Source organism: Gracilibacillus sp. JCM 18860 (assembly GCF_055395245.1).
Map to the genome: position 1 here is coordinate 1,737,049 of NZ_AP043868.1, position 26,927 is coordinate 1,763,975.

At 36.4% G+C, this 26,927-nt stretch carries 24 protein-coding genes and 2 pseudogenes; 11 read left to right on the top strand and 15 right to left on the bottom strand.

From position 1 onward, the window contains the following. Position 1: 1 nt before the first annotated feature. The 12 genes from ACZ5R4_RS08885 to ACZ5R4_RS08940 form a co-directional block, all read right to left on the bottom strand. A complete protein-coding gene (locus ACZ5R4_RS08885) occupies positions 2-967 on the bottom strand; it encodes a CobW family GTP-binding protein (RefSeq protein ID WP_054860905.1) in 966 nt (321 codons plus the stop codon). Positions 968-1,071: 104 nt separating this feature from the next. Next, positions 1,072-1,341 (bottom strand): 30S ribosomal protein S14, encoded by a 270-nt coding sequence (gene rpsN, locus ACZ5R4_RS08890; protein WP_054860904.1) that lies wholly within the window; start codon positions 1,339-1,341, stop codon positions 1,072-1,074. Between the two features lie 146 nt (positions 1,342-1,487). After that, positions 1,488-5,150, bottom strand: coding sequence for a cobaltochelatase subunit CobN (locus ACZ5R4_RS08895; RefSeq protein ID WP_464368368.1), 3,663 nt, complete (start codon positions 5,148-5,150; stop codon positions 1,488-1,490). Between the two features lie 48 nt (positions 5,151-5,198). Continuing rightward, positions 5,199-7,028: a VWA domain-containing protein gene (locus ACZ5R4_RS08900; protein ID WP_464368369.1), complete on the bottom strand. Its 1,830-nt coding sequence runs from the start codon at positions 7,026-7,028 to the stop codon at positions 5,199-5,201. Then, on the bottom strand, positions 7,016-7,936 hold the full coding sequence (locus ACZ5R4_RS08905) for an ATP-binding protein (RefSeq protein ID WP_464368370.1): 921 nt from the start codon (positions 7,934-7,936) through the stop codon (positions 7,016-7,018). The genes ACZ5R4_RS08900 and ACZ5R4_RS08905 overlap by 13 nt, the downstream gene beginning before the upstream one ends. A gap of 40 nt (positions 7,937-7,976) precedes the next feature. After that, positions 7,977-8,759 (bottom strand): ABC transporter ATP-binding protein, encoded by a 783-nt coding sequence (locus ACZ5R4_RS08910; RefSeq protein ID WP_464368371.1) that lies wholly within the window; start codon positions 8,757-8,759, stop codon positions 7,977-7,979. Further along, entirely contained in the window at positions 8,756-9,760 is a 1,005-nt protein-coding gene (locus ACZ5R4_RS08915; protein ID WP_464368372.1) for a FecCD family ABC transporter permease, read from the bottom strand. Before ACZ5R4_RS08915 ends, ACZ5R4_RS08910 begins: the two co-directional genes overlap by 4 nt. After that, positions 9,753-10,748, bottom strand: a complete 996-nt coding sequence (locus ACZ5R4_RS08920; protein ID WP_464368477.1) for an ABC transporter substrate-binding protein — start codon at positions 10,746-10,748, stop codon at positions 9,753-9,755. Before ACZ5R4_RS08920 ends, ACZ5R4_RS08915 begins: the two co-directional genes overlap by 8 nt. A gap of 297 nt (positions 10,749-11,045) precedes the next feature. Then, positions 11,046-11,237 (bottom strand): hypothetical protein, encoded by a 192-nt coding sequence (locus ACZ5R4_RS08925; protein WP_464368373.1) that lies wholly within the window; start codon positions 11,235-11,237, stop codon positions 11,046-11,048. 168 nt (positions 11,238-11,405) lie between these two features. After that, a complete protein-coding gene (locus ACZ5R4_RS08930; RefSeq protein ID WP_054860894.1) occupies positions 11,406-12,068 on the bottom strand; it encodes a G protein-coupled receptor family protein in 663 nt (220 codons plus the stop codon). A 540-nt stretch (positions 12,069-12,608) separates the two neighbouring features. Next, positions 12,609-13,814, bottom strand: coding sequence for a Bcr/CflA family efflux MFS transporter (locus ACZ5R4_RS08935; RefSeq protein ID WP_109985863.1), 1,206 nt, complete (start codon positions 13,812-13,814; stop codon positions 12,609-12,611). A 186-nt stretch (positions 13,815-14,000) separates the two neighbouring features. Beyond that, entirely contained in the window at positions 14,001-15,026 is a 1,026-nt protein-coding gene (locus ACZ5R4_RS08940) for an ROK family transcriptional regulator (protein ID WP_109985795.1), read from the bottom strand. A gap of 242 nt (positions 15,027-15,268) precedes the next feature. Here ACZ5R4_RS08940 and ACZ5R4_RS08945 point away from each other — a divergent pair. After that, a pseudogene (locus ACZ5R4_RS08945) lies at positions 15,269-16,121 on the top strand (conjugal transfer protein). Between the two features lie 12 nt (positions 16,122-16,133). Here the strand turns inward: ACZ5R4_RS08945 and ACZ5R4_RS08950 are convergent. Next, positions 16,134-16,274 carry a hypothetical protein gene (locus ACZ5R4_RS08950; RefSeq protein ID WP_181397695.1) on the bottom strand — a complete coding sequence of 47 codons (141 nt, stop codon included), beginning with the start codon at positions 16,272-16,274 and terminating at the stop codon, positions 16,134-16,136. A gap of 319 nt (positions 16,275-16,593) precedes the next feature. Here ACZ5R4_RS08950 and ACZ5R4_RS08955 point away from each other — a divergent pair, with 319 nt between their 5' ends. Further along, positions 16,594-17,346: an alpha/beta fold hydrolase gene (locus ACZ5R4_RS08955; protein WP_054860893.1), complete on the top strand. Its 753-nt coding sequence runs from the start codon at positions 16,594-16,596 to the stop codon at positions 17,344-17,346. A 923-nt stretch (positions 17,347-18,269) separates the two neighbouring features. Further along, positions 18,270-18,548 carry a DUF1572 family protein gene (locus tag ACZ5R4_RS08960; protein WP_109985794.1) on the top strand — a complete coding sequence of 93 codons (279 nt, stop codon included), beginning with the start codon at positions 18,270-18,272 and terminating at the stop codon, positions 18,546-18,548. A 911-nt stretch (positions 18,549-19,459) separates the two neighbouring features. Here ACZ5R4_RS08960 and ACZ5R4_RS08965 read toward each other — a convergent pair. Then, positions 19,460-20,203, bottom strand: a complete 744-nt coding sequence (locus tag ACZ5R4_RS08965) for a hypothetical protein (RefSeq protein WP_464368374.1) — start codon at positions 20,201-20,203, stop codon at positions 19,460-19,462. 182 nt (positions 20,204-20,385) lie between these two features. Between ACZ5R4_RS08965 and ACZ5R4_RS08970 the strand changes: the two are divergent. Then, positions 20,386-20,601, top strand: a pseudogene (locus ACZ5R4_RS08970) (IS4 family transposase); the annotation flags it as partial. Positions 20,602-20,750: 149 nt separating this feature from the next. On the opposite strand, the gene ACZ5R4_RS08975 reads toward ACZ5R4_RS08970, so the two are convergent. After that, on the bottom strand, positions 20,751-21,356 hold the full coding sequence (locus ACZ5R4_RS08975) for a TetR/AcrR family transcriptional regulator (protein WP_054860889.1): 606 nt from the start codon (positions 21,354-21,356) through the stop codon (positions 20,751-20,753). Between the two features lie 96 nt (positions 21,357-21,452). On the opposite strand from ACZ5R4_RS08975, the gene ACZ5R4_RS08980 reads away from it, so the two are divergent. From ACZ5R4_RS08980 to ACZ5R4_RS09010, 7 genes are all read left to right on the top strand, one after another. Then, positions 21,453-22,166: a GAP family protein gene (locus ACZ5R4_RS08980; RefSeq protein ID WP_109985793.1), complete on the top strand. Its 714-nt coding sequence runs from the start codon at positions 21,453-21,455 to the stop codon at positions 22,164-22,166. 24 nt (positions 22,167-22,190) lie between these two features. Next, the gene (locus tag ACZ5R4_RS08985) at positions 22,191-22,412 is read left to right on the top strand and encodes a hypothetical protein (protein WP_054788050.1); all 222 of its coding nucleotides are present in this window, start codon (positions 22,191-22,193) and stop codon (positions 22,410-22,412) included. A gap of 103 nt (positions 22,413-22,515) precedes the next feature. After that, a complete protein-coding gene (locus ACZ5R4_RS08990; protein ID WP_464368375.1) occupies positions 22,516-23,667 on the top strand; it encodes an acyltransferase family protein in 1,152 nt (383 codons plus the stop codon). Positions 23,668-23,865: 198 nt separating this feature from the next. Further along, on the top strand, positions 23,866-24,057 hold the full coding sequence (locus ACZ5R4_RS08995) for a DUF3173 family protein (protein ID WP_464368478.1): 192 nt from the start codon (positions 23,866-23,868) through the stop codon (positions 24,055-24,057). Positions 24,058-24,242: 185 nt separating this feature from the next. Further along, positions 24,243-25,016, top strand: coding sequence for a MerR family transcriptional regulator (locus ACZ5R4_RS09000; RefSeq protein WP_464368376.1), 774 nt, complete (start codon positions 24,243-24,245; stop codon positions 25,014-25,016). Beyond that, positions 25,013-25,948: an ABC transporter ATP-binding protein gene (locus tag ACZ5R4_RS09005; protein WP_464368377.1), complete on the top strand. Its 936-nt coding sequence runs from the start codon at positions 25,013-25,015 to the stop codon at positions 25,946-25,948. Before ACZ5R4_RS09000 ends, ACZ5R4_RS09005 begins: the two co-directional genes overlap by 4 nt. Continuing rightward, the gene (locus tag ACZ5R4_RS09010) at positions 25,932-26,696 is read left to right on the top strand and encodes a hypothetical protein (RefSeq protein WP_464368378.1); all 765 of its coding nucleotides are present in this window, start codon (positions 25,932-25,934) and stop codon (positions 26,694-26,696) included. Before ACZ5R4_RS09005 ends, ACZ5R4_RS09010 begins: the two co-directional genes overlap by 17 nt. Positions 26,697-26,927 lie beyond the last annotated feature (231 nt).

A 26,927-nucleotide genomic window follows, 5' to 3' on the forward strand; every position in this document is an offset into this window, starting at 1 on the left:
ATTAAGCTAAACAATATTGAAAGCCTTTTGCTAGCTCCCGATAGTTGAGTTCCTTGCCAATAAATACTATCTCACTTTGTCGTTTTTCGTCGTTCGCCCATGCAACTCCCTCTGTACCTGCAAACAGCATATGTACACCTTGAAAAACAACTCTTTTCTCCAATTGTTTTATATAGAGGACACCTTTATATCGATATAAATGTTCACCTTTAAATTGAACTAAATAGGCAAACCAATGATTCACTTTATCTAGATCAAGCGGACGATCTTCTCGAAAAACAAAGGAAGTGATTTGATCATTATGATGATGGTGATGTGTTTCAACTAATAGATTGGGATCTATGTTTAATATATTATCTAAATCAAAGGATCTCTTCCCTATTAAATCTCGGCTGTCTATATTTGCATAGGTAGTGTAAACCTGTTTTGCATGTGGATTCATGTTAATCAGCTGTTGTTCCAGTTCTTTCTTTTCATTTTCTGTGATCAAATCCATTTTATTTAATAGCAGGACATCTGCAAAAGCGATTTGTTGCCCGGGTTCTTCTTCCTTTAAATGTTGCCAGATATGCTTGGCATCAACCATCGTAATCACACTATCTATTTCAAATGCCATTGCTGTTTGTTCATCCATTAGGAAGGTTTGAATAATCGGAGCTGGATTAGCCATACCTGTTGTCTCAATGACAATGCGATCGATGTTTTCTTCTTGCTTTATCAGATTACTTAAGATGTTTATTAAATCACCTCGTACATTACAGCAAATACAACCACTGTTAATTTCGATAATTTCTTCCTTCGTTGACACTACCAAGTGACTGTCAATGGATGTGTCGCCAAATTCATTGATGATGACCGCAATTTTTTGATCAGACATGCCCTTTAATAAGTGATTAAGCAATGTTGTTTTTCCTGCACCTAAAAAACCAGTTAAAATGGTTACTGGAATCGTTTGTTCTGTTGACAATGGGCTTTCCTCCTCTTGCTATATACGTTTCTGTATATCAAAAATAATACAGGGACAACACTTCGAGATGTCCCTGTTACTTATTTCATTCTCTACATGTGCCATTACCAACTAGATTTTTTCACGCCAGGAATTTGTCCTTTATGTGCATACTCTCTAAAGGCAATGCGTGACATGTTGAATTTTCTCATATAGCCACGTGGTCTTCCAGTAATCTCGCAACGGTTTTTTAAACGAGTTGGTGATGAGTCTCGTGGTAACTTACGAAGAGCTTCATAATCGCCCTTTGCTTTTAACTCTTTTCTTAAGGCAGCATATTGTTCCACCATTTTTTGGCGTTTTTTTGCTTTTGCAATTTTAGATTTTTTAGCCATTTTGACTAACTCCTTTCTATATTTTTTATCTTTTATATCAAAACCTCTATTAAATCGTAATGATTACGCATTGAACATTATATAACAACTTTTTAATAATGTAAATAGTAATGATTACGATTTACTGCATGAAAATAATCTCGTGCTCATTCCATCGAGGCTTCTGTTTCTAAAAAGGCTTCTTTTAGATTTTGCCATTGTTCTTCGGTAGGCTTCCAATAACCGCGCTCTGTCACCTCAACCAAAGTTCCTAATAACTGACGATAGGCATGAGAATTTGCTTGACGAATCCTCTCTTGTAATGTTTCATCTCTTACGTAAGTGTCATGAATATTAGAAAAAACCCAATCCTCCACTTGATTAGTAGTTGCGGCTAATCCTAGTAAATTCTCTGTCTTTTTAGCCATATGTTGTACACCATGATATGGGTGCTTAAGCAATCCTTCTATCCATTTTGGGTTAGTTAAGCGTGTTCTAACCCCACGATTAATAGCATACTTAACACTCTCTGTGTGAGGAGTTATTTGAGTTGTATCTGTTATATAAATATCAACCTTCCTACCTTTAACTTTTTCAATAGATTTGGACAATCCACCAAAAAAATTGTAATAATCATCTAAATCAGTAATTTCGTATTCATGACTTGCACGTAACTGTGATACAACATCAGCTGCTTCCATATTCACATCATATAACGAAGGAAAGCTTTCCCCCCTTCTTACTTTACTATAGACATAGTGACTGTGGTGTTTGTACATCTCACCTAATTCCTCTTCATTAGCCCAATTGCCACCCTCGATCATATGATTAATTCCAGTCCCATACTCACCCACTCTAGGCCCGAAAATTCGTGAAGTTGCCAAATCAAACGCATCATCTTCTGTATATCCTTCCCTCAACAATGCCTTTTTGATTTTTAAGGTTAAGGATTTAAAGAAATTATTATCTTCCTCTTCATTTGCTAGTGAAATTTTTTGAAACAGGTTGTTCAATTCCTCTATAGCATTCGGAAATAAATCGCGAAAAACGCCGGATATACTAATTGCTACATTTATTCTTGGTCTCCCTAGCTCAGCAAGTGGTATGAGCTCAAAAGTCATATTGGTAGCATCAGAGCGTTTTACTGCTTTTGCTCCAACATATGCGAGAATCTGTCCAATGGTCTCACCTTGGGTTCTGGAGGTTTCAACACCCCAGAGTACGCAGGCCACCGTGTGAGGAATTCGTCCATTTGCTTCATAATATTGTGCTAGTGTTGCTTCTGCTATCTCTTTGCCTCTATTAATGGCAGAAGAGCTAGGTACAGAACGGGGATCAAATTGATAGACGTTAGATCCGGTTGGTAACGATTCTGGATTTCGATATACATCGCCTGCCAATTTGGCTGAAAGATAGCCACCATTTAATGCTCTTATAATAGAAGGAAGCTCCTTATTTCCTCTTGCTTGCAGATAAATATGTTCCCCATATGCTAAAGTATTTGAAGCGGCTTTTACAAGAGAATCTTCCTTGGCATAAGGTATTTCCTTTGATTCTATATATTTTTCTAATAAAATTGCTGCTTCCTTTTCTAAAACTCCCTCTCGATCTTCCAAAGCAGGCTTTAGCTGGACAACTAAGTTTTTCAAACTCATTATGCCTTTGTGTTCTTTTCGCATCGTATATACCGTATGATCTATCGCATCCTCATGACCCAAGCCTTCTCCAATTGTATGTAATCCATATGGGATTAGAGCATATTGCATGCGGTGTAACTCTTGCTCAATCTCCTCGAATTGCTTATTGGAAAATCCACTTTTATTTGCTATAGCTTCTATCTCTTCCAAAATTTTTCCACATCGAAGTGGATCAAGCTGTTCTGCTTCTCGATATTCGTGTAATAAATGTTCTAGTTCTAGATAAACTCCATGCAGCCCACCCTCTCTAAACGGCGGTGCTTGATAGCTACTTACCACGGCATGTGTACGACGTTTAGCAAGCATGGCCTCGGAAGGATTACCAATATAGTAAAGATAGAAATGCGGAAGTGACTGAACTAGCTGATCCGGAAAACATGCTGAAGACATTCCATTTTCTTTCCCAGGTAAATATTCCAATGTGCCATGGGTTCCGATATGAACAATCGCATCTGACCGAAATTCTTTCTCCAGCCATGTATAAAACGCTTGATATTGATGATGTGGAGGAATAGATTGATCATGGTAATTCGTGGACGAATCTCGGTCACTGCCAGTTCTACTAGGCTGTAATCCAATAAAAACATTACCGTTGATAAACCCAGGAATGAAGAAATCCGTTCCATCCGTCATTATTTCACCTGGATAGTGACCCCAATAGCTGTTGACCTGCTCTTCCTGATAGTTGTTTAGCTGAACGATTGCTTTATCGACCGAATATCGCAATCGTTCATCTAAATCCTCATCCACACCCCAACTTGTTTCATTAAACAATTGATATCGTCTGAATTGTATCTCCAGCTCTTCTTTTGACATTGGCTCAACCTGATAACCTTCTTCGGCTAATTTATTTAGTAGGGCAGAAATAGAGCTAAAGGTATCTAGAAAAGATCCACTAAACAAATTTCCTTCTCCAGGTGGGTAATTATAACCTATCAAAGCAAGCCGCTTGTAACGATTTTCGGTCCGACGCAAGCGTAGCCACCGATCGATCCGATGAATAAAATAGTTCACACGATCCTCTATTAAAGCAAGTTCTTTTATCTCAAATTGATATTTTTCATCAAAACCTATAGATTGTATCGCTGCAATAGGATAAGTTTCAATGGCTCCATCCAGCTCAGGTAACACGACGTTCACCATAGCTTCAACAGGAGAGAGGCTCTTTGCTTCTTCCCATTCTGTTAATGTCGTTCGTGTTAGGAAAAAGGGATGAATCATCGGAACATTTAGTTTCTCCAACCACTCTGTGACATCTGCTCTACCTTCTCCTTTGGGTCCTGTTCCTAAACGAAAACCAATAAAATTAACAATTAATTCTATTTTATCTGTCATCTCCGTGAATATACGATCCAATTCTTCTACATCCAGCTTCATAATACTTGAAAAGCCGATCGGAATAACGGTGGCAAAAGGTTTTAAGCGCTCTTTAAGTTCTCTTATCATGTCTACTGTCTTTATTCTAGCTTGTGAAGCAAGATAAAAGAATACTATTTTAGGTTTAAATGGATCCTCTCCACACTCATGCAAGAATAAATCGACACTGTCATAGTAAATATTGGTTTCGGGATCAATGATACCTGTTTTATCATGATAACTTGGGGCTTTTGCTAAAGGAACTCCTGCTTCTCCATAGAGATTTGCTACAAAATAGATTAATTCTTGCCAATTTGGGATACTAGAGGCATGCCAGTAGCGTTTAATCTGCTCATAATCTTCTAGTGCTTGCTTCCTTAGTTTTTGTTGATCCACATCATCGTTATTCTTATCAGATATTGCTAATTGTCCAGATCTAGGTTCTAGCTGTATGTCGCTTCCATCTAGTGGACCAAAACGGATGAATTCTTCCCACTTTGCCCCATTAATCATCAATGACAGTTGATCACATTCGTATGCTTTACAAATATCCACCATTCGCTCCATCACTTCATTGTCAGCACCATGTGGATCATAAATGAATACATTCGCTGAGCTACATGCATGTTCGAATCGGCTCCACTGCTCTGCATGCAACGATTCCTCCATTGAAAATAAAGAAAGTTTTATATTCGGATAAGTTTTTAGTACTCCCGTATGTGCTTTTCTAGCTTCATTAAGTGTTCCAGATGAAGAAGTTGCAAAAATGATATGCATATATACGTATACGCTCCCTTCTCTAAAATTGGAATAGACAAATCAATCCTACCGTTTATTTTGAACTACTTCTGTAATATTCTTTTCCGTCAAGATATCTAGTGAGATATATTCGCCATGCAAAGCATTTGCTAGTTCTTCCGCTAAGCCAAATCTATTCCTTCCACTCTGTGTATCAATGACGGACACGGGAATATGTTCATTAGCAATACTTCTTGCTATACGATAGGCCTCATTTCTCGCTTGTGCTGCCGTACCACCTGGAAGGACTGTTTCATTAGCGTTTCCATCCGTGACAATAACTACGTAAGGTACTGATTGCTTATTCAGCCGTTTTTCCTTTACACATATCCTTAATGCCTGCTGTAACCCGGCTGCTAACGGTGTTTTTCCACCTGTAGCAATTTCCTCAAGTCTTTTCTTTGCTTCTGAAAAATTATTCGTAAAAGGTAATATTTCAACTGCTTCCGTTTTTCTAAACGTAACGAGACCAATTCGATCTCTTTTTTGGTACGCTTGACGCAATAGCTCCATAATCGCACCTTTTACTACTTTCATCCGCTGTTTCACTGCAATGGAACGGCTAGCATCAACTAAGAAAAGGATGGTAAAACCCTCACGTTTGCTCTTCCATTTAAAACGCATGTCTTCCTTTTCAATTGCCCATTTCATCCCCTGTCTAGGAGTACGAACTTTCATAAACGGAGCTGCGGCTACCAAGGTATGATGAAGAGAAAGTGATTCTGATTGCCTACTGATTATTCGAATTGTCCGACCATTCCCTCCTACAGACCTGGACTCTTGATGCTTACCATTTAAATTGTACGGATTCCTTTTATTTTTCGTAAAGAGTAACTCAGCCTGAACGTTAAGTGATGCAATCATCCGCTCTACTTCCTCATCCATCCCGTCAGAGTCTACTTGTTCATTAGGAAATGACTCTTTTGACGGATGCTTATCCGTTCTAGCATGACTTTCTTTATCACTATCCACTGTTTTTGTTTCTTCATCAGCAGTTTGGTTATTTCTTTCCTGCAGGTCAGCTGTAAAACGCTCTTCATCAGTGGTTGAAGATGAATCTTCAGAGGTTGGAGATTCTTGATGCTCCCCCATTCGATGGGACACGACATATTCAGCAGCCTCTTCTATATGTCTCTGCTCTATGCTTTCACAGAAGTCTAAAGCTGCTAATGCACGGGCAGTTTCCACTAAATCGATATCTGCCTCTTGGTTTTTACATCCTGAACGTATTACTATTTCGATTGCTAGACGTAGCATCCTTTCGGGAACTCGAACATGAGGTAATCGGTGTTTTGCTTCTTGTATAACCCCCTTACTATATTCCCCTGTTCCTTCACCCAAAAATTTGCTAATTCTGCTACGATCAGATAGTTCAAAAACGGGAGACATTCGCACACATAGCCTTGCATGTTTTAAGTTTGATCTATCTTGCTCCTCTTGATGAAGACAATAAAACCATTTTGCTAAAAGAGGATAAGTAGAAAGTCTAGAATTCTTATAAACTTGTAACTCTTTGTTCTTTAACAATTGCACAAGCATTGTTTGACTACTCTTCCTCATCAGAGCAAATTGATCCGATACAACGATTTTTGCTTGATAGAGAAGACTTTGGGACAAGGAATCTATTTCGTTTTTTGAAAGCAATGTAATCTCTCTTTCTCCTAATAACCTTTCAGCAGTTACATTTGCCGGGATTGTCACTTTTTTTTCATCTGAAAAATAATCAAGGATGGCTTCTAATACAGTCGTTTTCCCTGTTCCTATGTTTCCGACAATACAGACACGATCTAATGATGGATGGACAAGCGCTGCAGCAATTCCACGCTTCGCCTTCATTTGTCCAATTATACGATCCATTTGTTCTCTACGATCTTTTTATTAAGTACCATGGTAAGCTCCTCACTAGAGGTAGCTTGTAAAGGATCTTGCAATAACCGGTGTGGTAAGGCTAGTTCTGCTGCTTCATAAATGTCTTGTGCTTGCACCTCTGTACGTTGTTTCCAGGCTGCTATCGTTCGTGCTGTATTGATAACCGTTATATCTGCGCGGTGACTCTCGATCCCTAGTTCAATAGATAAATCTGCTACCACACTGATAAGATCATCATTTACTTCTACCGAGGATAGAAGCAGCTGGGCACTTTGTATCTGTTGCCGTAATATTCTCTGCTCCTGCTCATACCCTTTCTCAAACTGAACTTGATCATGTTCAAACGCCATTCGACGCCTAACAACTTCCATTCGTTCTTCTACTTGTTTCTCGCTTTCGACATCCACACACAAACCGAAACGATCTAGTAGCTGAGGGCGAAGTGTCCCCTCTTCGGGATTCATCGTTCCTACTAATACAAAGCGAGAAGGATGTTCATAGGAAATTCCTTCTCTTTCAATACGATTGATCCCCATTGCAGCTGTATCTAAAAGGATATCTACTAGATGATCTTCTAATAGATTCACTTCATCAACATAAAGGATATTGCTATTAGCTTTGGCCAGGATTCCTGGCTCTAGCTTCTTTTCACCTGTTTTTAGTACATGTTCCATATCTAGTGTCCCTACTACACGATCTTCTGTAGCACTCACGGGGAGATTGACAACCTTTGAATTCGTTAATACATCGGCTAATGCTCGAACAGCAGTAGACTTCGCTGTTCCTTTTTCTCCTTGGATTAACACCCCTCCAATCTTAGGGTTTATTCCATTCAATATCAGTGCTTTTTTCATGTTATCTTGCCCGACAATTGCTGTAAAAGGATAATTATTCACATTTAACCCTCTTTCTATCAAAAAAATAAGTGGTAATCTTTCAATTTTTTAAAGGTTTCATCACAATTCGTAAAGTTTCATCATGTCCATCCTTATAGATATCCGCTTCTACTCCAAAAACCTCTTTAAACATCTTTTGATTCATAATCTTTTCGGGTGCTCCTTGACCATAGATACACCCCTTTTTTACAACAATCACTTCATCGGAGTAAGCTGCAGCATGGTTCAAATCATGTAAAACCATCACAATCGTTACCTTTTGATTCCTTTTTAATTGTGCTACTACTTCCAATACCTCCAATTGATGTGAAATATCTAAGTAAGTGGTTGGTTCATCTAAAAATAACAGTTTTGGCTGTTGTGCCAAATTAAGAGCAATCCACGCACGCTGTCTCTCTCCTCCCGATAGTTGAGAAAGATTTCGCTTTCTTAGTAAATCTAACTTAGTTAAAGAAATAGCTTCTTCGATTAATATTTGATCCTGTTCATCTATCCTCTTAAACATGGATTTATGTGGTGTTCGACCATATGCTATTAATTGTTCAACAGTTAAATCCATAGAATCATTGACTTGTGCAAGCAGAGCGAGTTCTTGTGCTGCTTTTTTTGGTGAAAGCCGGTAAAGGTCTGCTTCCTTCCAATATACATTACCTTGACTTGGCTTTAGCTGACGAGAAAGTATATGTAGTAATGTACTTTTGCCAGATCCATTTGGGCCAATAATGCTATAAATTTGACCCTCTCTCAGCTCCAAATCCATTTGCTTTAATACTTGTTTATCAGAAAAAAAATGAGAAATGGAAGCAGTTCTTAATATAGTCATACCATTTTCCTCCTCAATAAATATAGAAAGAATGGCGCTCCTAATGCCCCCATAATCACTCCTACCGGTAATTCAATTGGAGCAAACATAATTCGTGCTATAGTGTCAGAGGCTGGTAGAATCGCTGCTCCTAAGAAAATCGAGGCTGGTAGGAGTACACGATAATCATTACCCACGATTAACCTTGCTGTGTGAGGAACTATTAAACCAACAAATCCTAATAAGCCAACGACACTGACAGCACTTGCAGCCAATAATGTTGCGACAGCCGTCATCGTGAACCTAATCCATTCAACTCTTGCCCCAAGACTCCTAGCTGTTCGATCCCCAAGCATTAACAAATTCATTCTTCTGATACCAATGATGGCCAAAAGAATACCTAAGATCGAGTAAGGAAGGATCACTTCCACTTCTGGCCAGCTTCTCGCACTTAAACCACCTACCATAAAATCAATGGTACCTTGTACTCTATCACTATAAAAAACCATCAAAGCAGATATACCGGATCCTAAAAATGCAGAAACAGCTACACCTGCTAGGATAATTCTTGTTGGGGCAATTCCTTTTTCCCATGCCAATGCATATACAATAAAAGCTACGATTGTCGCACCAATAAACGCAACAGGTGTTAGTAAATGAGGTAGGTGTGGATAGAGGATTAAGATAATCATTCCTGCTAAACCCGCACCACTGGATACACCAATAATAGATGGATCGGCAAGTGGATTCTTCATAATTCCTTGAAGTAATACACCAGCCACTGCTAAATTTGCTCCTGCCAATATAGCTACAATGGTTCGTGGAATTCTAATATTCCAAATAATATTCTGAAATTCACTTTCTAGATTTCCGCTAAAGGTTGACCAAATTTCTAAAAAAGGAATCTTCACAGAGCCAAATCGAATACTAAAAACTATAGAAATTACTAATAGGATTGCAAAACTAGCAACCATAAAACCTTTCCAGCTTGCTCTATCTCTTAATGCATGTTTCTCATTCATTATGAAACACTTCTGGATAGACGATTTCTGCCATATGCTTCATAGTGTCTGCATAATCAAAACCAGGATTTGATAGATATTTCTCGGAAGGGATAATATGAACATTCCCCTCTTGAACAGCTTTTAGTGAGTTCCAAGCTGGATTCGCTTCTAAATCTTCTTTGATTTTTTCCTTTCCTGCATCTACACTTCCATGAATCGTTAATAGCACATAGTCCGGTTGCTTTTCAACAATAGTTTCTAGACTATATGGGGCAGACGTTTGAGAATCAGGATTTGCTTGCATATCTTTTCCTATATTCTCTACATGGAGTAAATCTCCGATTTCAATTGCAGTCGTATTAGCTCTTTGAACAGAAACACTTTTCGCGGTAACATTTAGAACAACTACGGAAGGGTGGTCATCTTGTGGTAACTTATTTTGGAGATTGGATATCTCCTCTTCCGCTTCTTTTATTTTCTGACTAGCTATGTCTTCTTTATCCAATATTTCACCGATCAGCAATGCCACTTCTTTCACATCATCAAAAGAACGCATTTGCAGCAACGCAAATGGAATGTTGCTACTCTCCATGATCCCTTCCAAATTTGCATGGAAATTTGGTGACCCTATGACTAGATCTGGAGATAGGGCTACTAATTGCTCTGTATTAATTTGATTCACCGTCCCTAATTCAGGTAAATCCTGTGCTTCTTCAGGAATAGGAATTGCGCTAGTTGACATTCTTCCGACCGCTTCGCCACCTAAATCGTAGATCATTTTAAGCATTTCTGGTGATAGTACAACTATCTTCTCTGGACGTTTTTCAAGGATTACTTCTCTTTCCATGCTATCTGTAAAGGATAGTTGCTCTTGATCTATATCATCTTGATTCTTGGCGACAGCCTCTTTAGATGAAGATTCATTTTGTTGACAGGCCACAATAAACACAATCCCGAAAATAGTAAGTACCATTATGAATGATTTGCTCGTTTTTAATAAATTCACCAAAATATTCCCCGCCTTTATCGTAATTATTACGATTTACTGAATAAAAAAACTTTCCATTTATGTAAGGTGCGTCTTTCTTCACTCCCCTTTATTAAATAACTATATACATCAGAATAAATCGTAATGATTACGTATTATATCATGTTTTCTGAGAGTTGCAACCTTTTTTCCCTCTAGCATCTTACAATAAAGTGAACTTCAATCAGAGGAGTTTACTGCCAGTTTACGCTGGGTAAAATATAGCAACCAGAGCATGTAGCAATATAAGGCTTAGGTTGCTTTATTTTTATTATTCTATAGACTTTTGTTTCGAATTTTAAATCCATTAATTCTCCAAATGCCAAATGTAACACCGAATAGAATAAAAAAGATACTCATCCATTCCCAAATAGTAGGAATGGTCATGTGATAGACAAAAGAATAAAGGAGCCCAAATAATGTCTCAAAAACAATCATCATCCCAGCCATAGATACGGTTAAGCGCATTGAAGTTTGGTTCCAAGCCCATGTCGCTATCCATGAAGCAATAATACCTAACACGATAATACCAATAAAATAATGCGTAAGATAAAGCCCCTAGCTTTCCTCTCCAATTCTTTTTATAGACTACTAAACTCGACTCAACAGCTAAATGCATTTCTTTTTCGTACTCTCCTAAAAATCCTCGAAGCTGTTTGTTTCCATATCTATCAGCCAATGATTTTTAAGTGTCAGTGCACGTTCAAGGGCAGCAATAGCTGAGAGAATAAGTAAGGTTATGTTCAGCGATTGTGGCAGTTGAATAGGTGAGGTAAAAGTACCGACATGCTCTCTGATAAAGTCCATATATGTAATAACCTCAATGATTTGCGGAATTCCAAGTACAAGTGACACAAGTAGAGTAAAAACAGCAATCCAACCAACCCATTTACTAATCATTGGAAATCTCCAGTGAAACCTTTTCCTCAAGCCCTCAGCACTTCTGCGATCTGGTTCAAGCATTTGTTCTGCTTCTCCACTTACATAATGCATACGCTTCAAGCCATACATGGTCATGTCGAGCTCAATGTATCCATCTGGCACCGGAAAAGATGCAGGTACATCAGATGTAGCGGTATGCCGATCATCGATATAAAGCTTTGCCTGCTCTTTTTCGTCAAAAAACTCTACACTGACAGAATACTTCCTCCTTACACCTTCTTGATCGTTCAAATGTATATGAAAGATTGTCCTCGTAAACAATTGCCAGAACCGAAAGGGCTTTATCCGATGTCCATCACCTTCTTTAATTTTCTTCACTCTCTTATTTCGCTGCCATTTTTTATATTGTTTTAGCATCATGATCACCTCTATTTTTGGTGGAAATAAATAGGTTACTCTATTAATATAGATTACACAATTTATAGATGGAAAGAAAGTTAAATTTACCTATTGCAATGGAATTTGAGCTAAAGACAAACTTTCTAAACGGTTTAAAAATAGAATTGAATGTGTCTGTGTAACATTGTGCAACTTGTATTTCATTATTTTAGGCTATCTTAAGCACCCGCTTACTATATCGATTTATTAAGGTTATCTTACTCTGCACTCGACTATTACCTCAATATAATTTTGATAAGGATCGAAATGATGCTAGAGCAACAAGCCTAATAATCACGATATAGTCATTCACAAATGAATTGAAAGTACAGAAATTGAAAAGAATGACAGCGATTTTTTGGATGCTTGGAGCTAGACACAATTGAGCATATCTTTATTCTTTTTCCCATAAAAAAAGCCCAACTGAAATAAAATCAGTGGGACAAATAATTGTATATGTTCATTTTCATGAGAACTAATAATCTTCATAACTAGCATTGTACGAAAACAAAAGGTACATCATGCCTCAACCTCAACCTTTTTAACGCATGTAAATAATATAATAAAACCGATGAGGGAGGTTGTAAATAATATTGCCCCCATTGGAATCGACGATGCCTCATTAATACCCGCAAGTGGTGAAAATATGGAACCAAGCAATAATGGAAGCATACCTAAAACTGCACTTGCACTTCCTGCACGATGAGCTTGATTAGCCATCCCTAATGTAAAGGTACTTGTCGTAATCATCCCCATCGTAATCATGTATATAAAAATTAAGATAACGAGCGATACTAATGGTCCTTCTATGATTGTCATCACAAGCAAAAGCGAGGTTGCAGTTAACGCAACCACAACTGCGGTCTGAAGCAACTTTTGTTCGTGAATAATTCCACTAAAACGCCCTATAAGAAAGCTACCTGTTATAATTGCCAGTCCATTGATACCAAATAACACACTAAATACTTGAGGAGATACTCCATAAATATCCTGATAGACAAAAGGTGTACCAGATACATAGGCAAAACTGCCGCCATGGACAAAACCAACTACTAAGGCATAGCCAATAAATGAACGATCCTTGAGCAAGCTGCCCATCGTTGTTAATGAAGCTCCTACCGAACTTGGAATCCGTCTACTTGCTGGTAATGTTTCTTTTAGTTTTGTTGCAACTACCATGACCATTAACAGCCCAATGAAGCCTAAAAAGAAAAAAATACTTTTCCAACTGGTCGCTTCAAAAGACAAGATGAAACCACCCATTATTGGTGCTATCATCGGAGCTACCGCATTAATAACCATTAGTAATGAAAAAAACTTCGTAAGTTCTCGTCCGTTGAACACATCTCGTACTACTGCACGTGAAAGAACAACCCCTGCAGAGGCGGTTAGTCCTTGTATAAATCGTGCTGCAATCAATACCACAATATTAGGAGCAAGGGCACATAGAATGGACGCTAAAGCAAACAGGAACGTAGCAACAATTAACGGTTTCCGTCTTCCTTCAGCATCACTAATAGGGCCAACTAGCAACTGTCCTATCGCCAGCCCTAGTAGGCATGCCGTTAAACTTGATTGCACAAGTGTAGCACTTGTATCTAAATCTTGAGCAATTCCAGGGAAACTAGGCAAATACATATCAATATTAAGTGGTCCTAAAAAGGCAAGCAATCCAAGGAGCAATGCTAATCCCAATCGAGCTGTTCCTGTCGGATTATGTTGTATTGCTACTTCTTTTTCAAGGTTCATTTATCATCACTCCTAAATATATCAAAACTCACTGATTTCATCCCATAGCTTCCTCATTTGCTTTTTCATTAATGATTCCCTCATTCTTGAAGCTATTAACCACTTTTTAAACTACTTTAATAAGTAGTAACATAAATTCCTTAGAATCTTTTAAAAAATATTCTATATTGGTCGATTCATTATTAAATCTAGACCTAACTTCCGTAACCCAAATAAATAGTCTTGTCTCCAGTTGCTCATCACAATCTCGGGAAGATGCTCTGATGGGATATAGGTTGAGCTAATCCTATTAATCTCTTTTACCAGCCGTTGATTCATTTCATCACTACAAAAAATAATTGTATGAGGGTTGATGATTGCTACGAAGGAGGCGACTAACCTGCTGATAGCATCGATTTGTTTATTTTCATAAATCAGTTTCTTACCGAAGCTGGCTTTTTTTTCAAAAGCTTGTCCAAAATTTCGATCACTATATTGAGGCACAAAGGAAATCTCCCCGGCAAAAAATGTGCTTCCACGAACGACATCACCATTTATCATAAATCCAGCACCTTGACCATTGTGACTAACATTTAAATAGACGAGTGATCGATTATCCTTCATCCTTCTGTGATAGTAAAACCCAAGTACAGCTGCATTCATATCATTTTCAATGACAACAGGCAATGAAAAATAATCCTCAAAGTGGCCCTTTAGATCAACATTTTGAAATGATTTATAGTCTGGTATATAAAATATTCGATCATTATTAACCGAACCCGGCACACCAATTGCTAAAGATTTAATTTTCGAAGAGTGCGTTGTGATTATTTCTTCAATAAAAGTTGTTAATGAAGAAAGCCCATCATCTGTTAAGACACTTGGTCCTTTCCCTTCTTCTTTAACTTCCCCCGCACAATTAAAAATAAGATAATTCACCTTGTCACGCTCTAAGATAATAGCCAAACCTAACATACAGTCGTGATTATACAGGTATCGTTTGGCCCTTCTTCCTCCACTCGATTCATCTAAACCAACTGATACCACTTCCTCATTTTTCTCCATTCGCGAGAGGAACTTACTTATTGTCGGGAAGCTAATATCTAATGTATCTCTAAGTTCGCCTTTAGTTGCACTTCCATTTTTGAACATCACTTGACGGATGCTCGATAGGATTTCTTTATCTAATGATTTTTCGGTCTCATTCATCATTATTACACCTCATTCAACTTATTAAAGCCTTTTAATAAGTGACATTCCTAATGTAGCATACCACATGATGAAATTCAATAAGTCTATGCTTATTATTAAACTCCATCTGTAGACTACAACCTACTGGCAAAAGCACTTAATTGGAGCTGGACGTATTAAACAATAGAAAGGTTTGAATCAGATGAGAAGATTTTTTAAAAGAAAAAGAAAAACAAACGACCGAAGCAAAATCCAGAAAAATGAAAGTACGGACTGTCGGTACACGTAAAAAACAGTAACTCTTTTATGGATATTACTTATTGGTAGCCTAGCCTTTGGGATCTATAAAAACTTTACAGCAATTGATCAACATACCGTTCATGAAAGAGAAATCATTGAAACCAAGATCATGGATACCAATGCGATTGAGAGCTTTACGAAAAACTTTGTGAAAGATTACTACACATGGCAAAATGAAAAAGATTCCATTGAACAACGGGTGGAAAAGATCAGTCACTATTTGACAGAGGAATTACAAGCATTAAATACCGATACTGTTAGAGTGGATATTCCTACTAGTTCCAGTGTGAGTGGTATTGATATCTGGTCAGTGTCACCAAAGAATGATAGTACCTATGCGGTTGTTTATTCGGTAGATCAAAAAATTACGGAAGATAAAAATAGCGAAAGGGTCCGATCCACCTATCGAATCATACTACATCAAGATAATATAGGTAACTTAGTTATTAAACAAAACCCTACCTTATGTAGCTACCGAATAAATCAGACTATGAGCCACAACAACCTGAAAGTAATGGTACAGTTGATTCCGATACTGTGCAAGAAGTGACAGAGTTTTTGGAGACGTTCTTTACATTTTATCCGACTGCAACAGAACAGGAACTTGATTATTATGTGAAAAATAATGCTTTACCACCGATTGGTAAGGATTATCTATTTTCAGGGCTAGTCAATCCAGTATTCCAGACCATAGAGAACCAAATAAAAGTATGGGTTACTGTTAAATATATTGACGAAGCAACAAAAGCCACACAGTATTCGCAATATATAATCACGTTAGAAAAAGATACAAATTGGATGATTGTCGAGTAAAAATGATTAAGTTTATTTACTGTAGCTTTTTAGAATAAAGGTTTGATCAAAAACAACCCGCAGACCCATAATTAAATTAAAAGAACCCGTTTTGAACCAAGCTGTTTCAGCGATCATTTTTCTTTTGTGATCATGATCAACTATTTTCGGCATTTAAATCACCTCTTGCTTTTATTTCACACACTGTGTTATTATCGTTTCATCACAGTGTGTGAAATAAATAAGGGGGATGTTTAGGTTCTAAAATCACTCATTGGAACATTAAAGCGGATGGACATTAATAAAGTCGTGAAATAGGACCTTCTTAAACAATTAAATCATTTGTAAGGTACATTAAACTTCCTTTTTAACCGAACAAGTTTAATAAATGGTTTTATGAACTGTTTGGGGGATATGAAAAGGAATCTTAGAAATGAAACGAAGATAGTCATGAGCAGTGCCTACTTTTTTCAGGGAAAGGAGATTGAAATAGATGGATCTTCATTACGAAATTAAAGGAAACGGAAAGCCGGTTATACTCCTTCATAGTGGAGCTATGGATTCACGTGACTGGGAATTCATCACACCACATCTTTCAAAGTCGTTCAAAGTAATCACTCTTGATGTCCGGGGTGCAGGAAGGTCACCCATTCCGAATGAACCCATTGATTATGTTGAGGATCTTAGAAAACTTTTGGACCATCTTAAAATTAAGAAAGGTGCCCTCGTTGGACATTCCCTAGGCGGACAAATTGCAACTGATTTTACTCTGACCTATCCGAAAAGGGTTTCTCAACTGGTATTGGTCGCTCCAGGCCTGTCGGGGTTTAAATTTTCTTCCGAACATGCGGAATTAGAGAGCCGAGTTTCTAAAGCTGCACCAGATGTCGAGAAAATGACTAATATAACATTAAGTGAGCCTTCCTGGAGCGTTTCTATCGGAAAAGCATACGATTTATTGCGCGAAATGATGATACATAATATTCAAAAGTCCTTTGATTGGAAAACATTCGAAACTGTCTCCTTCAATTCAGCGATGGAAAGATTGGGAGATATTAAAACGAAGACACTTTTTATCATAGGCGAGGAGGACTCAGAAGATCTCTTTAAAATCGCACAATTATATAAGGAAATTCCCAATATTAACTTTGTGAGTATACCTGGCGCTAATCACATCATCACTTTGACCCATCCTAAGAAGGTTTCCGACCACATCAGTCATTTTTTGACCTTACTAGAATGGTAATATCACGAAAACACAGATAAGGGATCCGTTCCAGTTCGGGAAAATCGTAAGTGGAAGCAATCGACTCACCATAATGTTATCCAGAATGTGGTTACCGTCAGAAAGTCTTTAAAGACTACTTATCATTTAAGTTTGAGACTCCTAAATGGCTTGAGGTAGATGAAATACATTGAATATGCCTTTGAAGTTATAGTCCGTTTGTGTTAAAACGAGTTGCACTTCAAAGGGGCATTTTGTTGAACAGTTGCATGAAGTAGCTTTATTATATTACAGCTTTTCCTTCCATTACAGGCATAGCCGTCATATTTTTAGTAAAAATACAGTTCACGGATAAGCTTGTAACTTGTTGAAGTTAAAAATAAATTATTTTAGAATGGCAGGAAATTAGAGGAAAAATTCATATTTTGAATCATAGGTTTAAAAAATAGTTACTTTTCAATAAAAATCTGATAGGAAGTGTGAAAAAAATATGTTGGATACTATATGTTTTTTTTGCAAAAATAAATTTACGATTAATCATTCTGATTCACAATATTATAAAATCAAAAAAGGAGAAAATAAATACTATATATGTAAAAGTTGCAATAATTCATTTCAACAAGAAGCGATTAATAAAACTGGAATAAGTCCGGATCAAATTGATGATTATGATAAGTTTTTCCGGTATAAATAAAACTCTCTTTAATATCGCGTAAATGTCAATTTTCTCATCATTCTTATAGCCGAACATCTTTACTTAAAAATCTGAAGGGAATGCCAAGGCATCCATATTCTGTTAAAGAGGTAGTTAATTGAGTAAGAATTAATGCTTTTTTGTTGAAGTTTTTAAGCGAACTAGCAGGTAGCTAAGAAGGGAATTTATTTTACGACGTAGAAATAGGTATAATAGTATTTCAAACTAGTACAGAAAAGTAGGTTGCTCATTGGATATTTCTATCTTACTTATTGATAGTATGTTGGAAAAATGTATATCTGAAAAAAATGGGGTTTATCAAGCAATTAAACAATTATCAGAAGAAGACTATGGCATCCAACTCCAGAGAGTAACCATAGCAAATCTAATATCTCATATAAAAGGTCCAGTGCCTCAACGATTTGAAACAGTATTTTTTAATGTAGCAGATAAAAGAGATAGAGATAAAGAGTTTGAGCGAGGGCTTCATTTATCAAAAAAAGAAGCTCTTACACTTGCTAACATTTGATATAATTCAGATTTTAGAAGATGCGAGATTAAAACACCAATTGTTAGTGTCGCAACCTCATCTGAATATGCCTCCACTTACTTTTAGTGCTAATAGTAACGAATTTAACATTACTCAATATGATGGTACAAATGATGCCAGGAATACATAACCCTACAGGGCAAATTATGACATTGCAAAAATGAGGAAGGGAACGTTAGTTCACGTTTTCCTTATGTTTAGCGAATAGAAGAGGTTGCTAGAACGATTTTGATGCTATAGACCAGTAAACAAACATCTATGTAAAGGTTTTTCACCCTTATGATCAATTGATACTGCACGGAATTATTGAATCAGTTGATCAATATTGCCAGCGGATGAAATTGCGCCATGAGAATAATGAGTGTACATGGGTAAATCTCTGTGACATTGTGGATCTTTATTCTAAATGTGTCCCATAAAGCTTCCCACGAAACTTTTTTGTGAGCTGTCTGTTTTCCTCTTCAAGTTTTTTGATACGCTCATTCTTTGCTGCCAGGAGGAGATCCTTACCTTTATCCGTTATCTGTTTTTAATTTTTTGTACGTGTATGGCTTTCCTTTTGTTCCCTTAGCACTTCAATTTGCTATCTAATATCCGGTTGATTGTAAGATAATAGAATTGCACCTATCCCTTTCAAATCCCTTTCATACCAATCGTTAGAGCTTATTTTTCATATCCAAAACTTGAATTATAACAATTTTTTCAAATCCACATCAGATTCACAAAGAAAATGGCCTTAAATGGGCTAATTTGTTTATAAGAATAGCGCCCGATTGTGGAAAATTGAAATGTGAAAGAGATGCAAAGCTTCTGTGGATTAGGGAAGTCCCATTACATCAACAGAAGCACCTTTTACATATACCTCTAATTGTAATAAACACAACATGAATTTAATTAGGTCTTTCCATTTCACTCATGAATAACCACGAACTGAGCACCAATACAATAATAACTACGTAAAAAAGTACGGTTTTCAATTTGGGCTTACTCCCACTTTTCAAAACTTGAACACCTAAAGGAGGAAGAGCTATGCAGAGTCCTGTTAGTGAGATTATTGTTGTCGTATTTGTTCCTTTTAGTACCCCCAATGCTAAGACAAACATCATTCCTAAAGCAAGTGATCGAAACCACCCAAAAACCTTAGACAGATATGCTCCTATAGCTAATACAATCCAGCCAAAAAGGATAGAAAAATTTAATATATTAACAACATGGAACATACCGTAAAACTCGCCAACAAAATTTGTAGCTACTTCAACATTTTCAATTTCTACAATTTGAAAAGCGAAGTGATCTACTCCCGAGTGGAACGCCCTTGCAAATAAACCAACAATTACTAATAAACCACCCCAAAGACCTAGACGTGGCTTTTTTTTACTAATTAACTGTACAAGGATTAAAATAGCTGGAAATAATAAAATCATTCCAATTAAAAATAGACTATAGGATGTGAGCATTAAGGTTGGATGTGTATCATAAGCTGCTAACTGATCAGGGAAAAAGAAATTATATTGTATTCTAAGCAGTGCAGAAATAACTAATAAGATAGGAGCTATTATTAAAGAAAGCCCTCCTAACCATCTTCCTGGGAATGAGTCTATATCATTTTGTAATATAATTCTTTCATTGAACATAATTTTTTCTCCTCCTAGCACAATACTTTGTTTATCGACAATGATATAATCTTAATGGATTTACAGTTGCATAACAGTTACTAAACGATTTTCATTTATTAACTGGCCACGGCCAACGTGAATAAAACAAGCATTGGGTTAGCTTTCTTCTTATTGTCTTCTCTTGAGGTTCAGAATCATCCTCCTTATTTTCATCTAATCGAAGTAAGGAGATTGAACTGTTTAGCAGAATGAAGAACCACACAACTGGAAGGTTTTCAAGGGATTTCGTATGCTCACTCTTGGCTGGTCAGATGGTGTGTCTTTTAGGCCGCTTGCTTTTTTCTTTGAGTTCAAAAACAGAGAAAAATCGGTACCAGAACATCGATTCGAATATAGACAAACGAACAGTTGGTTTCTTCCACTAATCTGCTTTTTTAACACAATAGTAGTTGCCAAATTTTGAGTCACTCCTTGCTCGGCTATTGCAGCTTTTAAGTGAAAAAATTCAATTTTTTCTAAAAAACAAAATCTACTAACTCATCGAATAATATTGATACATGATCAACTAACTCAATTGACTTTCATTACAGAGTGTTTCTAAATGATAATGGATTACTTCCTTCACCTTTTCCGGAGAGTAGACATCAGGTCTTAACAGAGCATGAATGGACAATCCATCAATTAATGCCGATAGCCTACTTTTTTCTAATTTTACATTAGTTGAATCAGATAAAATCCCTCGAAGAACTAGTATCTCGATCATTGAATTTGCTAATTCATACGTACCGTTAGTCATTTCATCTTTTTTTTCCTTTAATGGGTCACTTGTAAGTGACTGAAGTGCAAGGATCCACCATACACTCGATTCGATCTTCTTTTCTTCATCAATTGGTACAAGTTCCAATAAAACTTCCTCGACTGCCTGCAATGGATTTTCTGACCAACTTTTACTTTGAGAACGTTTTTTCCCTTCTTCCAAGTAATAATTCATGATAAATAATAACATTTCATCCTTAGTTGAAAAATAATGTCTTAACGCTCCAGCAGACATCCCTGCTTCAACTGCAACTCTTCTTATAGATGCTTTTTCGATTCCCTCTTTCTTAATAATATTCCAAGCCGCTACAGCAATTGACTTCCTTCTTTTTTCATGATTAACAATCCTTGGCATATAAAATCACTTCCTTTTTTTAGCACAGTGTGTTATTATTTTTTTAGCACGATGTGTTATTTTAATGATAACATATAAAAAGGAGGGACTCTATATTTGATCGAAAGTATTGAAGCCTTAATGCCTTCTTCATCAATGGACACACCAATAGCTTTGCTAATTATTTCTATTTGCTCATTAGTTGATATATTAAGTCCTGGTGTACTTGCAGTAACTGCCTATTTATTACTGACACAGCCTAATCAATTTTCTTCTCACCTGCTTGTTTTTTTGTTTATTACGCAGTTTGGCTATTTTCTGGTGGGTTTATTACTATACTTTGGTGGAGATTCATTATTGAGAGGAATCGGACAATTATCTGAATTTGACTTTATCAATTGGTTTTATATGCTTTTTGGAGCGATTATTGCTCTAATTAGTTTCAGTAAACCAAAAGCTACTACAAAAAAACGTTTAATTTCATTTATCCCCCAAAAAATAACGATGAAAGGGATAATCGTCTTAGGTATCATTGTTTTTCTAATTGAATTTATAACTGCATTGCCTTACTTTTATTCCATTTTGTTAATGAATCACCTAACAATTGAGCCTTCCTCTTCTATCTTTATTATAATTGGCTACAATCTAGTAATGGTACTTCCTTCTCTTCTTCTGTTGGGGGTTAATATTATGTTTAAAGAGAAACTGCAACAATTTCTTAATAAAATCAGATCAAAATTAATTGAAGCTCCAATTTCTTCACTTTTGGTAGCGATAGGAATAGTAGGTGCAGTTTTTTTCAACATCGGTCTTAGAGGCATATTAAATTAAAAAATTATTAATGAGGTGTTCATCATGAAAGAATTTATTAGTGGGCTTAGTTTACTATTTCTTATACAAGGAATAGGCGGATTAATCAATCATTTGACTAACGGTGGGAAAAGTTGGTTTTTGGTAAATTATATTGATGCGTTACAGGGATTTGAAATTGTTATGGACATTGTATTTATTGTACTTGGTGGGATCATAGGTTTAGCCTCTTGGAAAATAGGAGGATCAACTAAAAGTGAAAATTAAAATATACAGCAAATAGGACGGCTTATATATAGCCGTGCAGTTTTGCGAATGTTCCTTTGAGATATATTTTTAAATTTTTATAGAGGAGAACATAAGAATTATGATGAATCCAAACCATATAGGGAGTTCATCTCCACAAAAGGAAGGTCGGTTATACTTTATTGATAACCTAAGGGCAGCACTTACAATATTGGTAGTAATACACCACTTGGTTTATTTTTCCATATATAATAATGTATTAACACAAGGGTCTATTGAGGTTTTTATAGGCCTTCTATTTCTTGCTTTTAATCAGACTTTTTTCATGGGGACTTTTTTTCTAATTTCTGGTTATTTTGTCCCTTCATCTTTTGAACGTAGGGGAGCAACTCGATTTATCAAAGATAGATGCATCCGCTTCTTATTCCCGTTTATCTTCTACGTTCTCATTCTTAGCCAAGTTCAACACATTGAAGTTTATATACTCGGTCAGGAGCCATTTACATGGCAAACCTATTTTTCACATTTAACCTATGGGCCGATGTGGTATGTAGAGCTACTTTTCGTATTCATTTGTTTATACGCAGTCTGGATAAAATTTATGAGCAAAAATAAGCTATCGGTAGTTCGTCAGAGTACGCCACCTACCTACACGATGCTTACCTTCTTTGTCATGATATTAGCAGTATCGTATTTCATCATAAGATTGTGGATCCCGGCTCTCGGTTTACCCGGCGGGGCTCCCGAAGTTCAATCATTCGTTGGACTTTTTACCGCAAGTGGCTATGATCTCCCACAATATGTCGGGCTATTCATTATGGGAATCATCGCTTACCAACGCAATTGGATTCGAAATACTTCTGATTCTATGGGTAGGGCGGGGTTTGGAATCGCAATTGGAGCATCGATTCTTCTTCTTCCTTTAGCCTTGATATTTGGATTAGACGGATTACAGTTCTCTGGCGGCTGGAGCTGGACATCTTTGGTCTTCTCTCTGTGGGAAGCTCTATTCTGTGTTGGAATCAACCTTGGATTAATCATATTCTTTCGCAAAAGAATTTTTTATCAAGGAAAGGGTTGGAGCTTTTTGTCAACCCACTCCTTCGTGATTTACATCATTCATATACCGATTATCGCTATTGTTATCTCTGGATTGAAGGTCATCCAGTTTCCCCCTTCTTTCATGTTTCTCGCTACGGTGCTGATCACGATACCACTTTGCTTCATTTTAGGTTATATAATTCGACAGATTCCCTTTGTGTCAAGGATTCTTTAGGGGATGGTGAATTTCAAATAAAAAATGGAGATGCGGATTACGTGTATATAAAGTTGTATCATTGAATATTCAAGAGAAAGTCCATTTGGTAAGTTCTTTAGCGAAGCAATAAGGGATTAAAAAACAGGAGCATTGTAATAGCTCCTGTTTTTTAATTCTTATATTATTAATTTTTATGCCTTGCTAATCTTCCAAGCTATGATCCGTGAAGCTAAATGTCGATGGGTAAAGAAAGGATATGGTTTCTACAATACGAAAAAATTAGGTCAATTACCTGCAGGAGCTCCCACTAAATCCTATCTTAAAGAATACATCCTAATCTTTATCATGTTTCTTACAACACGCAGAAAAATTTACAGTTTCCCCGGAAAACACATATTGTTTATCTAAATATTCATGAGTTAAGTTGGTGCTCACCATATCAGATTAGTAGCTCCTTATTCCAATGAAGCGTTTTTGAATAAGCACATTTTATTGTTTAAGGCGTTTTGGTAGATTAAATTTATCTTTTCCCTATAAACTACTTGCAAGTGACGTTACGTCACATGGTTTAATAAATGTTAAGAGGTGATCATGTGTGTGAAAAACTGTATTCCGTTGGTGAGTTAGCAGCATTGTCAGGAGCAACCATCAGAACTATTCAGTATTACGATAAAATCGAATTGCTCGTTGCAAAACGAGATAAAAATAAAAAACAGAGGTACTATACACAAAATGACTTATTAACCCTTCAACAAATTCTCTTTTATAAAAAGTTGGGCGTTCCACTCAAGGAGATTAAAAACCATCTTGTCAATGTCAATAATAAACACGGTGTAAGAGATATTTTAAAAGATCAATCCGAAATCCTTTTTCAAAAGGAAATGGAAATCAAAATGAACATTGCTATTATCGAGGCCATAGTTGCAACCATTGATACGGGCCAATCAAATCATGATTTGGAGTCGATGATGGAACTTGCACTTAAATTGAATAAAGAAACGATTTTTGATTATTCTACTGTCTCATTTGACCAAAAAACAACTGAACTTTTTAAAGAAAGGGATCCCAACTATAAAGAAATCATTGAAGTTTATTGGCATTGGAAAAAACTTATTTTGGAGGCAACATCACACAAAATAAATAACATACTTTACAAAAGTGATACAGGTTATCACTTTGGAAAGAAATGGTATGAATTTATCGAAAGGGCGACAGATCACAATTCTGAAGTGATTGAAGCTTATACTAGCGGTTTGGAACAAAGTCATCAATGGCCGGAAGAGGATCTGTTTTTATTTAATTTCTGCCGTGATTTTATTGATTGTACATATAGCTATTATTGTGAGAAAAAGGGGGAGGAAAATTGATACAATTAAACAATTTAACGAAAAAATATGATCAAAAGACAGTTGTAGATCAGCTGAATTTAACATTTAAACCAGGTGTGGTAACAGGTTTTTTAGGACCTAATGGTTCGGGTAAATCAACAACAATGAAAATGATAATTTCACTTGTACATCCCACCTTTGGGAAGGTTACCGTGGATAATAAATATTACCATTCCTTTGCTGAACCGACACAAAAAATTGGTACATTAATTGATCCTTCGGCTATAGATGTTAACTTAACAGCACGACAACATTTATCATTCTTCTCAACAGCCGCTAATATTGATAAAAGCAAGGTTGAGGATATGTTAAAAATTACGGGATTGGAAAAAGTTAAAAATAAAAAAATAAAGTCTTACTCTTTAGGCATGAAACAGCGATTAGGAGTTGCAACTGCTTTGATCAGTAATCCCGATACAATTATTCTTGACGAACCATTTAACGGTTTGGATGTAGATGGTATTAAGTGGCTTCGGAGGTTATTTAAACAGCTTGCTGATGAAGGAAAAGCTGTTATTGTATCGAGTCACCTGATGAGTGAGATACAAGCCGTAGCCAATCGTATTATCATTATTGCGCAGGGTAAGCTTCTTGCAGATATGACCATTGAAGAAATGAATCAAAAAAGTTTAAATTCTTATGTCTATGTTGAAGCAAATGATTTAGCTAAAATGACTGCGGCTTTAAATACAAATGGTGCTGAAGTAGTGCAAAAAAAAGATGGTTTGGAAGTACGGAATTTAGATTCAAGAGAAATTGGTCATCTTGCCCATGAACATGATGTTGTCATCTACCAGCTCAAAAAAGTTCAACCTACATTGGAAGAATTATTTATGGAAATAACTAAAGGGAAAGCTGATTACGTCTCACATAAAAATGAAAGAGGGAAAAACAATGAAGCACTTAATTAATGCTGATTTTAAGAAAATCAGTTTTCTGACAAGCCACCGAAATTATTTAATAGTTTTAAGTTTGTTGAGTTTATCTTTTGGTTTAATTTTTTTATTTACACTTGGGGTGACCCAGGGAAAGGATTTAACTGAACTGCCAGCTATGGAAGTTATTGATATTTCATTGCTGGGGATGGATGTTGCGGCCATCATGCTGATAATTTTTTCAGCAACTTTTATTTCTAAAGAGTTTTCACATGATGCCATACATACATCTTTGGCGATTACGCCACTTCGTCAAAAATTCTATCTCTCTAAAATTTTGTTTATCATGATTTTATCTCTCATTATTAGTATAACCTTGACTTTAATCATTTTTGGATTAGATCAACTTGTCCTTCTTACAAATAACATGCGTACAGTTTCACTCAACGATCAAGTATTGCTGTCTAAACTGTTTGGGACTGTCATTCTGCCCTTATTTTATAGTTTATTAAGTGCAGCTGGTACATTTTACTTTCGATCAGCTGCTGGTGGAATTATGTTTGCAATTGGTGTAATGTTCCTACCTGCTTTAATGAAACTATTCCCAGCTAGTTTCTCAGATATGGTTTTAATGTTGCTACCCGAAAAGTCATTGCATATCCTTACCGAAATGAGTACTGTCACATTTAATGGTCAGTTGATGAGTGCCATATTAATCCTTTTATCATGGATACTCATTTCAAATATCCTTGGATTGTGGAAACTAAAAAAAGCTGATTTCTAGCAAATTTCATAAAAAGAAGATTGTTTAGTGGAGGTATTAAGTGTAAAAATCCGTGTGTAAGAGGCATTTGCTGATTGACCATTTACCTTTATGAAGGGAAAAGGAAACTTTCATATTGCTTATGATAAGGCGATGGAACTACTTCAGAGACACTCTCATACTTCTTTGTTAATTAGTACGGGAGAAAACCCTTTGATGATTCAAATAGATAAAAGCCCTAAAAATCTTGTG

Bases quoted from the DNA above. Each gene is read 5' to 3' on its own strand.
- rpsN (WP_054860904.1), bottom strand. From the start codon at position 1,341: ATGGCTAAAAAATCTAAAATTGCAAAAGCAAAAAAACGCCAAAAAATG.
- ACZ5R4_RS08895 (WP_464368368.1), bottom strand. From the start codon at position 5,150: ATGCATATCATTTTTGCAACTTCTTCATCTGGAACACTTAATGAAGCT.
- ACZ5R4_RS08900 (WP_464368369.1), bottom strand. From the start codon at position 7,028: ATGGATCGTATAATTGGACAAATGAAGGCGAAGCGTGGAATTGCTGCA.
- ACZ5R4_RS08910 (WP_464368371.1), bottom strand. From the start codon at position 8,759: ATGACTATATTAAGAACTGCTTCCATTTCTCATTTTTTTTCTGATAAA.
- ACZ5R4_RS08915 (WP_464368372.1), bottom strand. From the start codon at position 9,760: ATGAATGAGAAACATGCATTAAGAGATAGAGCAAGCTGGAAAGGTTTT.
- ACZ5R4_RS08925 (WP_464368373.1), bottom strand. From the start codon at position 11,237: ATGCGCTTAACCGTATCTATGGCTGGGATGATGATTGTTTTTGAGACA.
- ACZ5R4_RS08930 (WP_054860894.1), bottom strand. From the start codon at position 12,068: ATGCTAAAACAATATAAAAAATGGCAGCGAAATAAGAGAGTGAAGAAA.
- ACZ5R4_RS08940 (WP_109985795.1), bottom strand. From the start codon at position 15,026: ATGAATGAGACCGAAAAATCATTAGATAAAGAAATCCTATCGAGCATC.
- ACZ5R4_RS08950 (WP_181397695.1), bottom strand. From the start codon at position 16,274: ATGCCGAAAATAGTTGATCATGATCACAAAAGAAAAATGATCGCTGAA.
- ACZ5R4_RS08955 (WP_054860893.1), top strand. From the start codon at position 16,594: ATGGATCTTCATTACGAAATTAAAGGAAACGGAAAGCCGGTTATACTC.
- ACZ5R4_RS08965 (WP_464368374.1), bottom strand. From the start codon at position 20,203: ATGTTCAATGAAAGAATTATATTACAAAATGATATAGACTCATTCCCA.
- ACZ5R4_RS08975 (WP_054860889.1), bottom strand. From the start codon at position 21,356: ATGCCAAGGATTGTTAATCATGAAAAAAGAAGGAAGTCAATTGCTGTA.
- ACZ5R4_RS08985 (WP_054788050.1), top strand. From the start codon at position 22,191: ATGAAAGAATTTATTAGTGGGCTTAGTTTACTATTTCTTATACAAGGA.
- ACZ5R4_RS08990 (WP_464368375.1), top strand. From the start codon at position 22,516: ATGAATCCAAACCATATAGGGAGTTCATCTCCACAAAAGGAAGGTCGG.
- ACZ5R4_RS08995 (WP_464368478.1), top strand. From the start codon at position 23,866: ATGATCCGTGAAGCTAAATGTCGATGGGTAAAGAAAGGATATGGTTTC.
- ACZ5R4_RS09010 (WP_464368378.1), top strand. From the start codon at position 25,932: ATGAAGCACTTAATTAATGCTGATTTTAAGAAAATCAGTTTTCTGACA.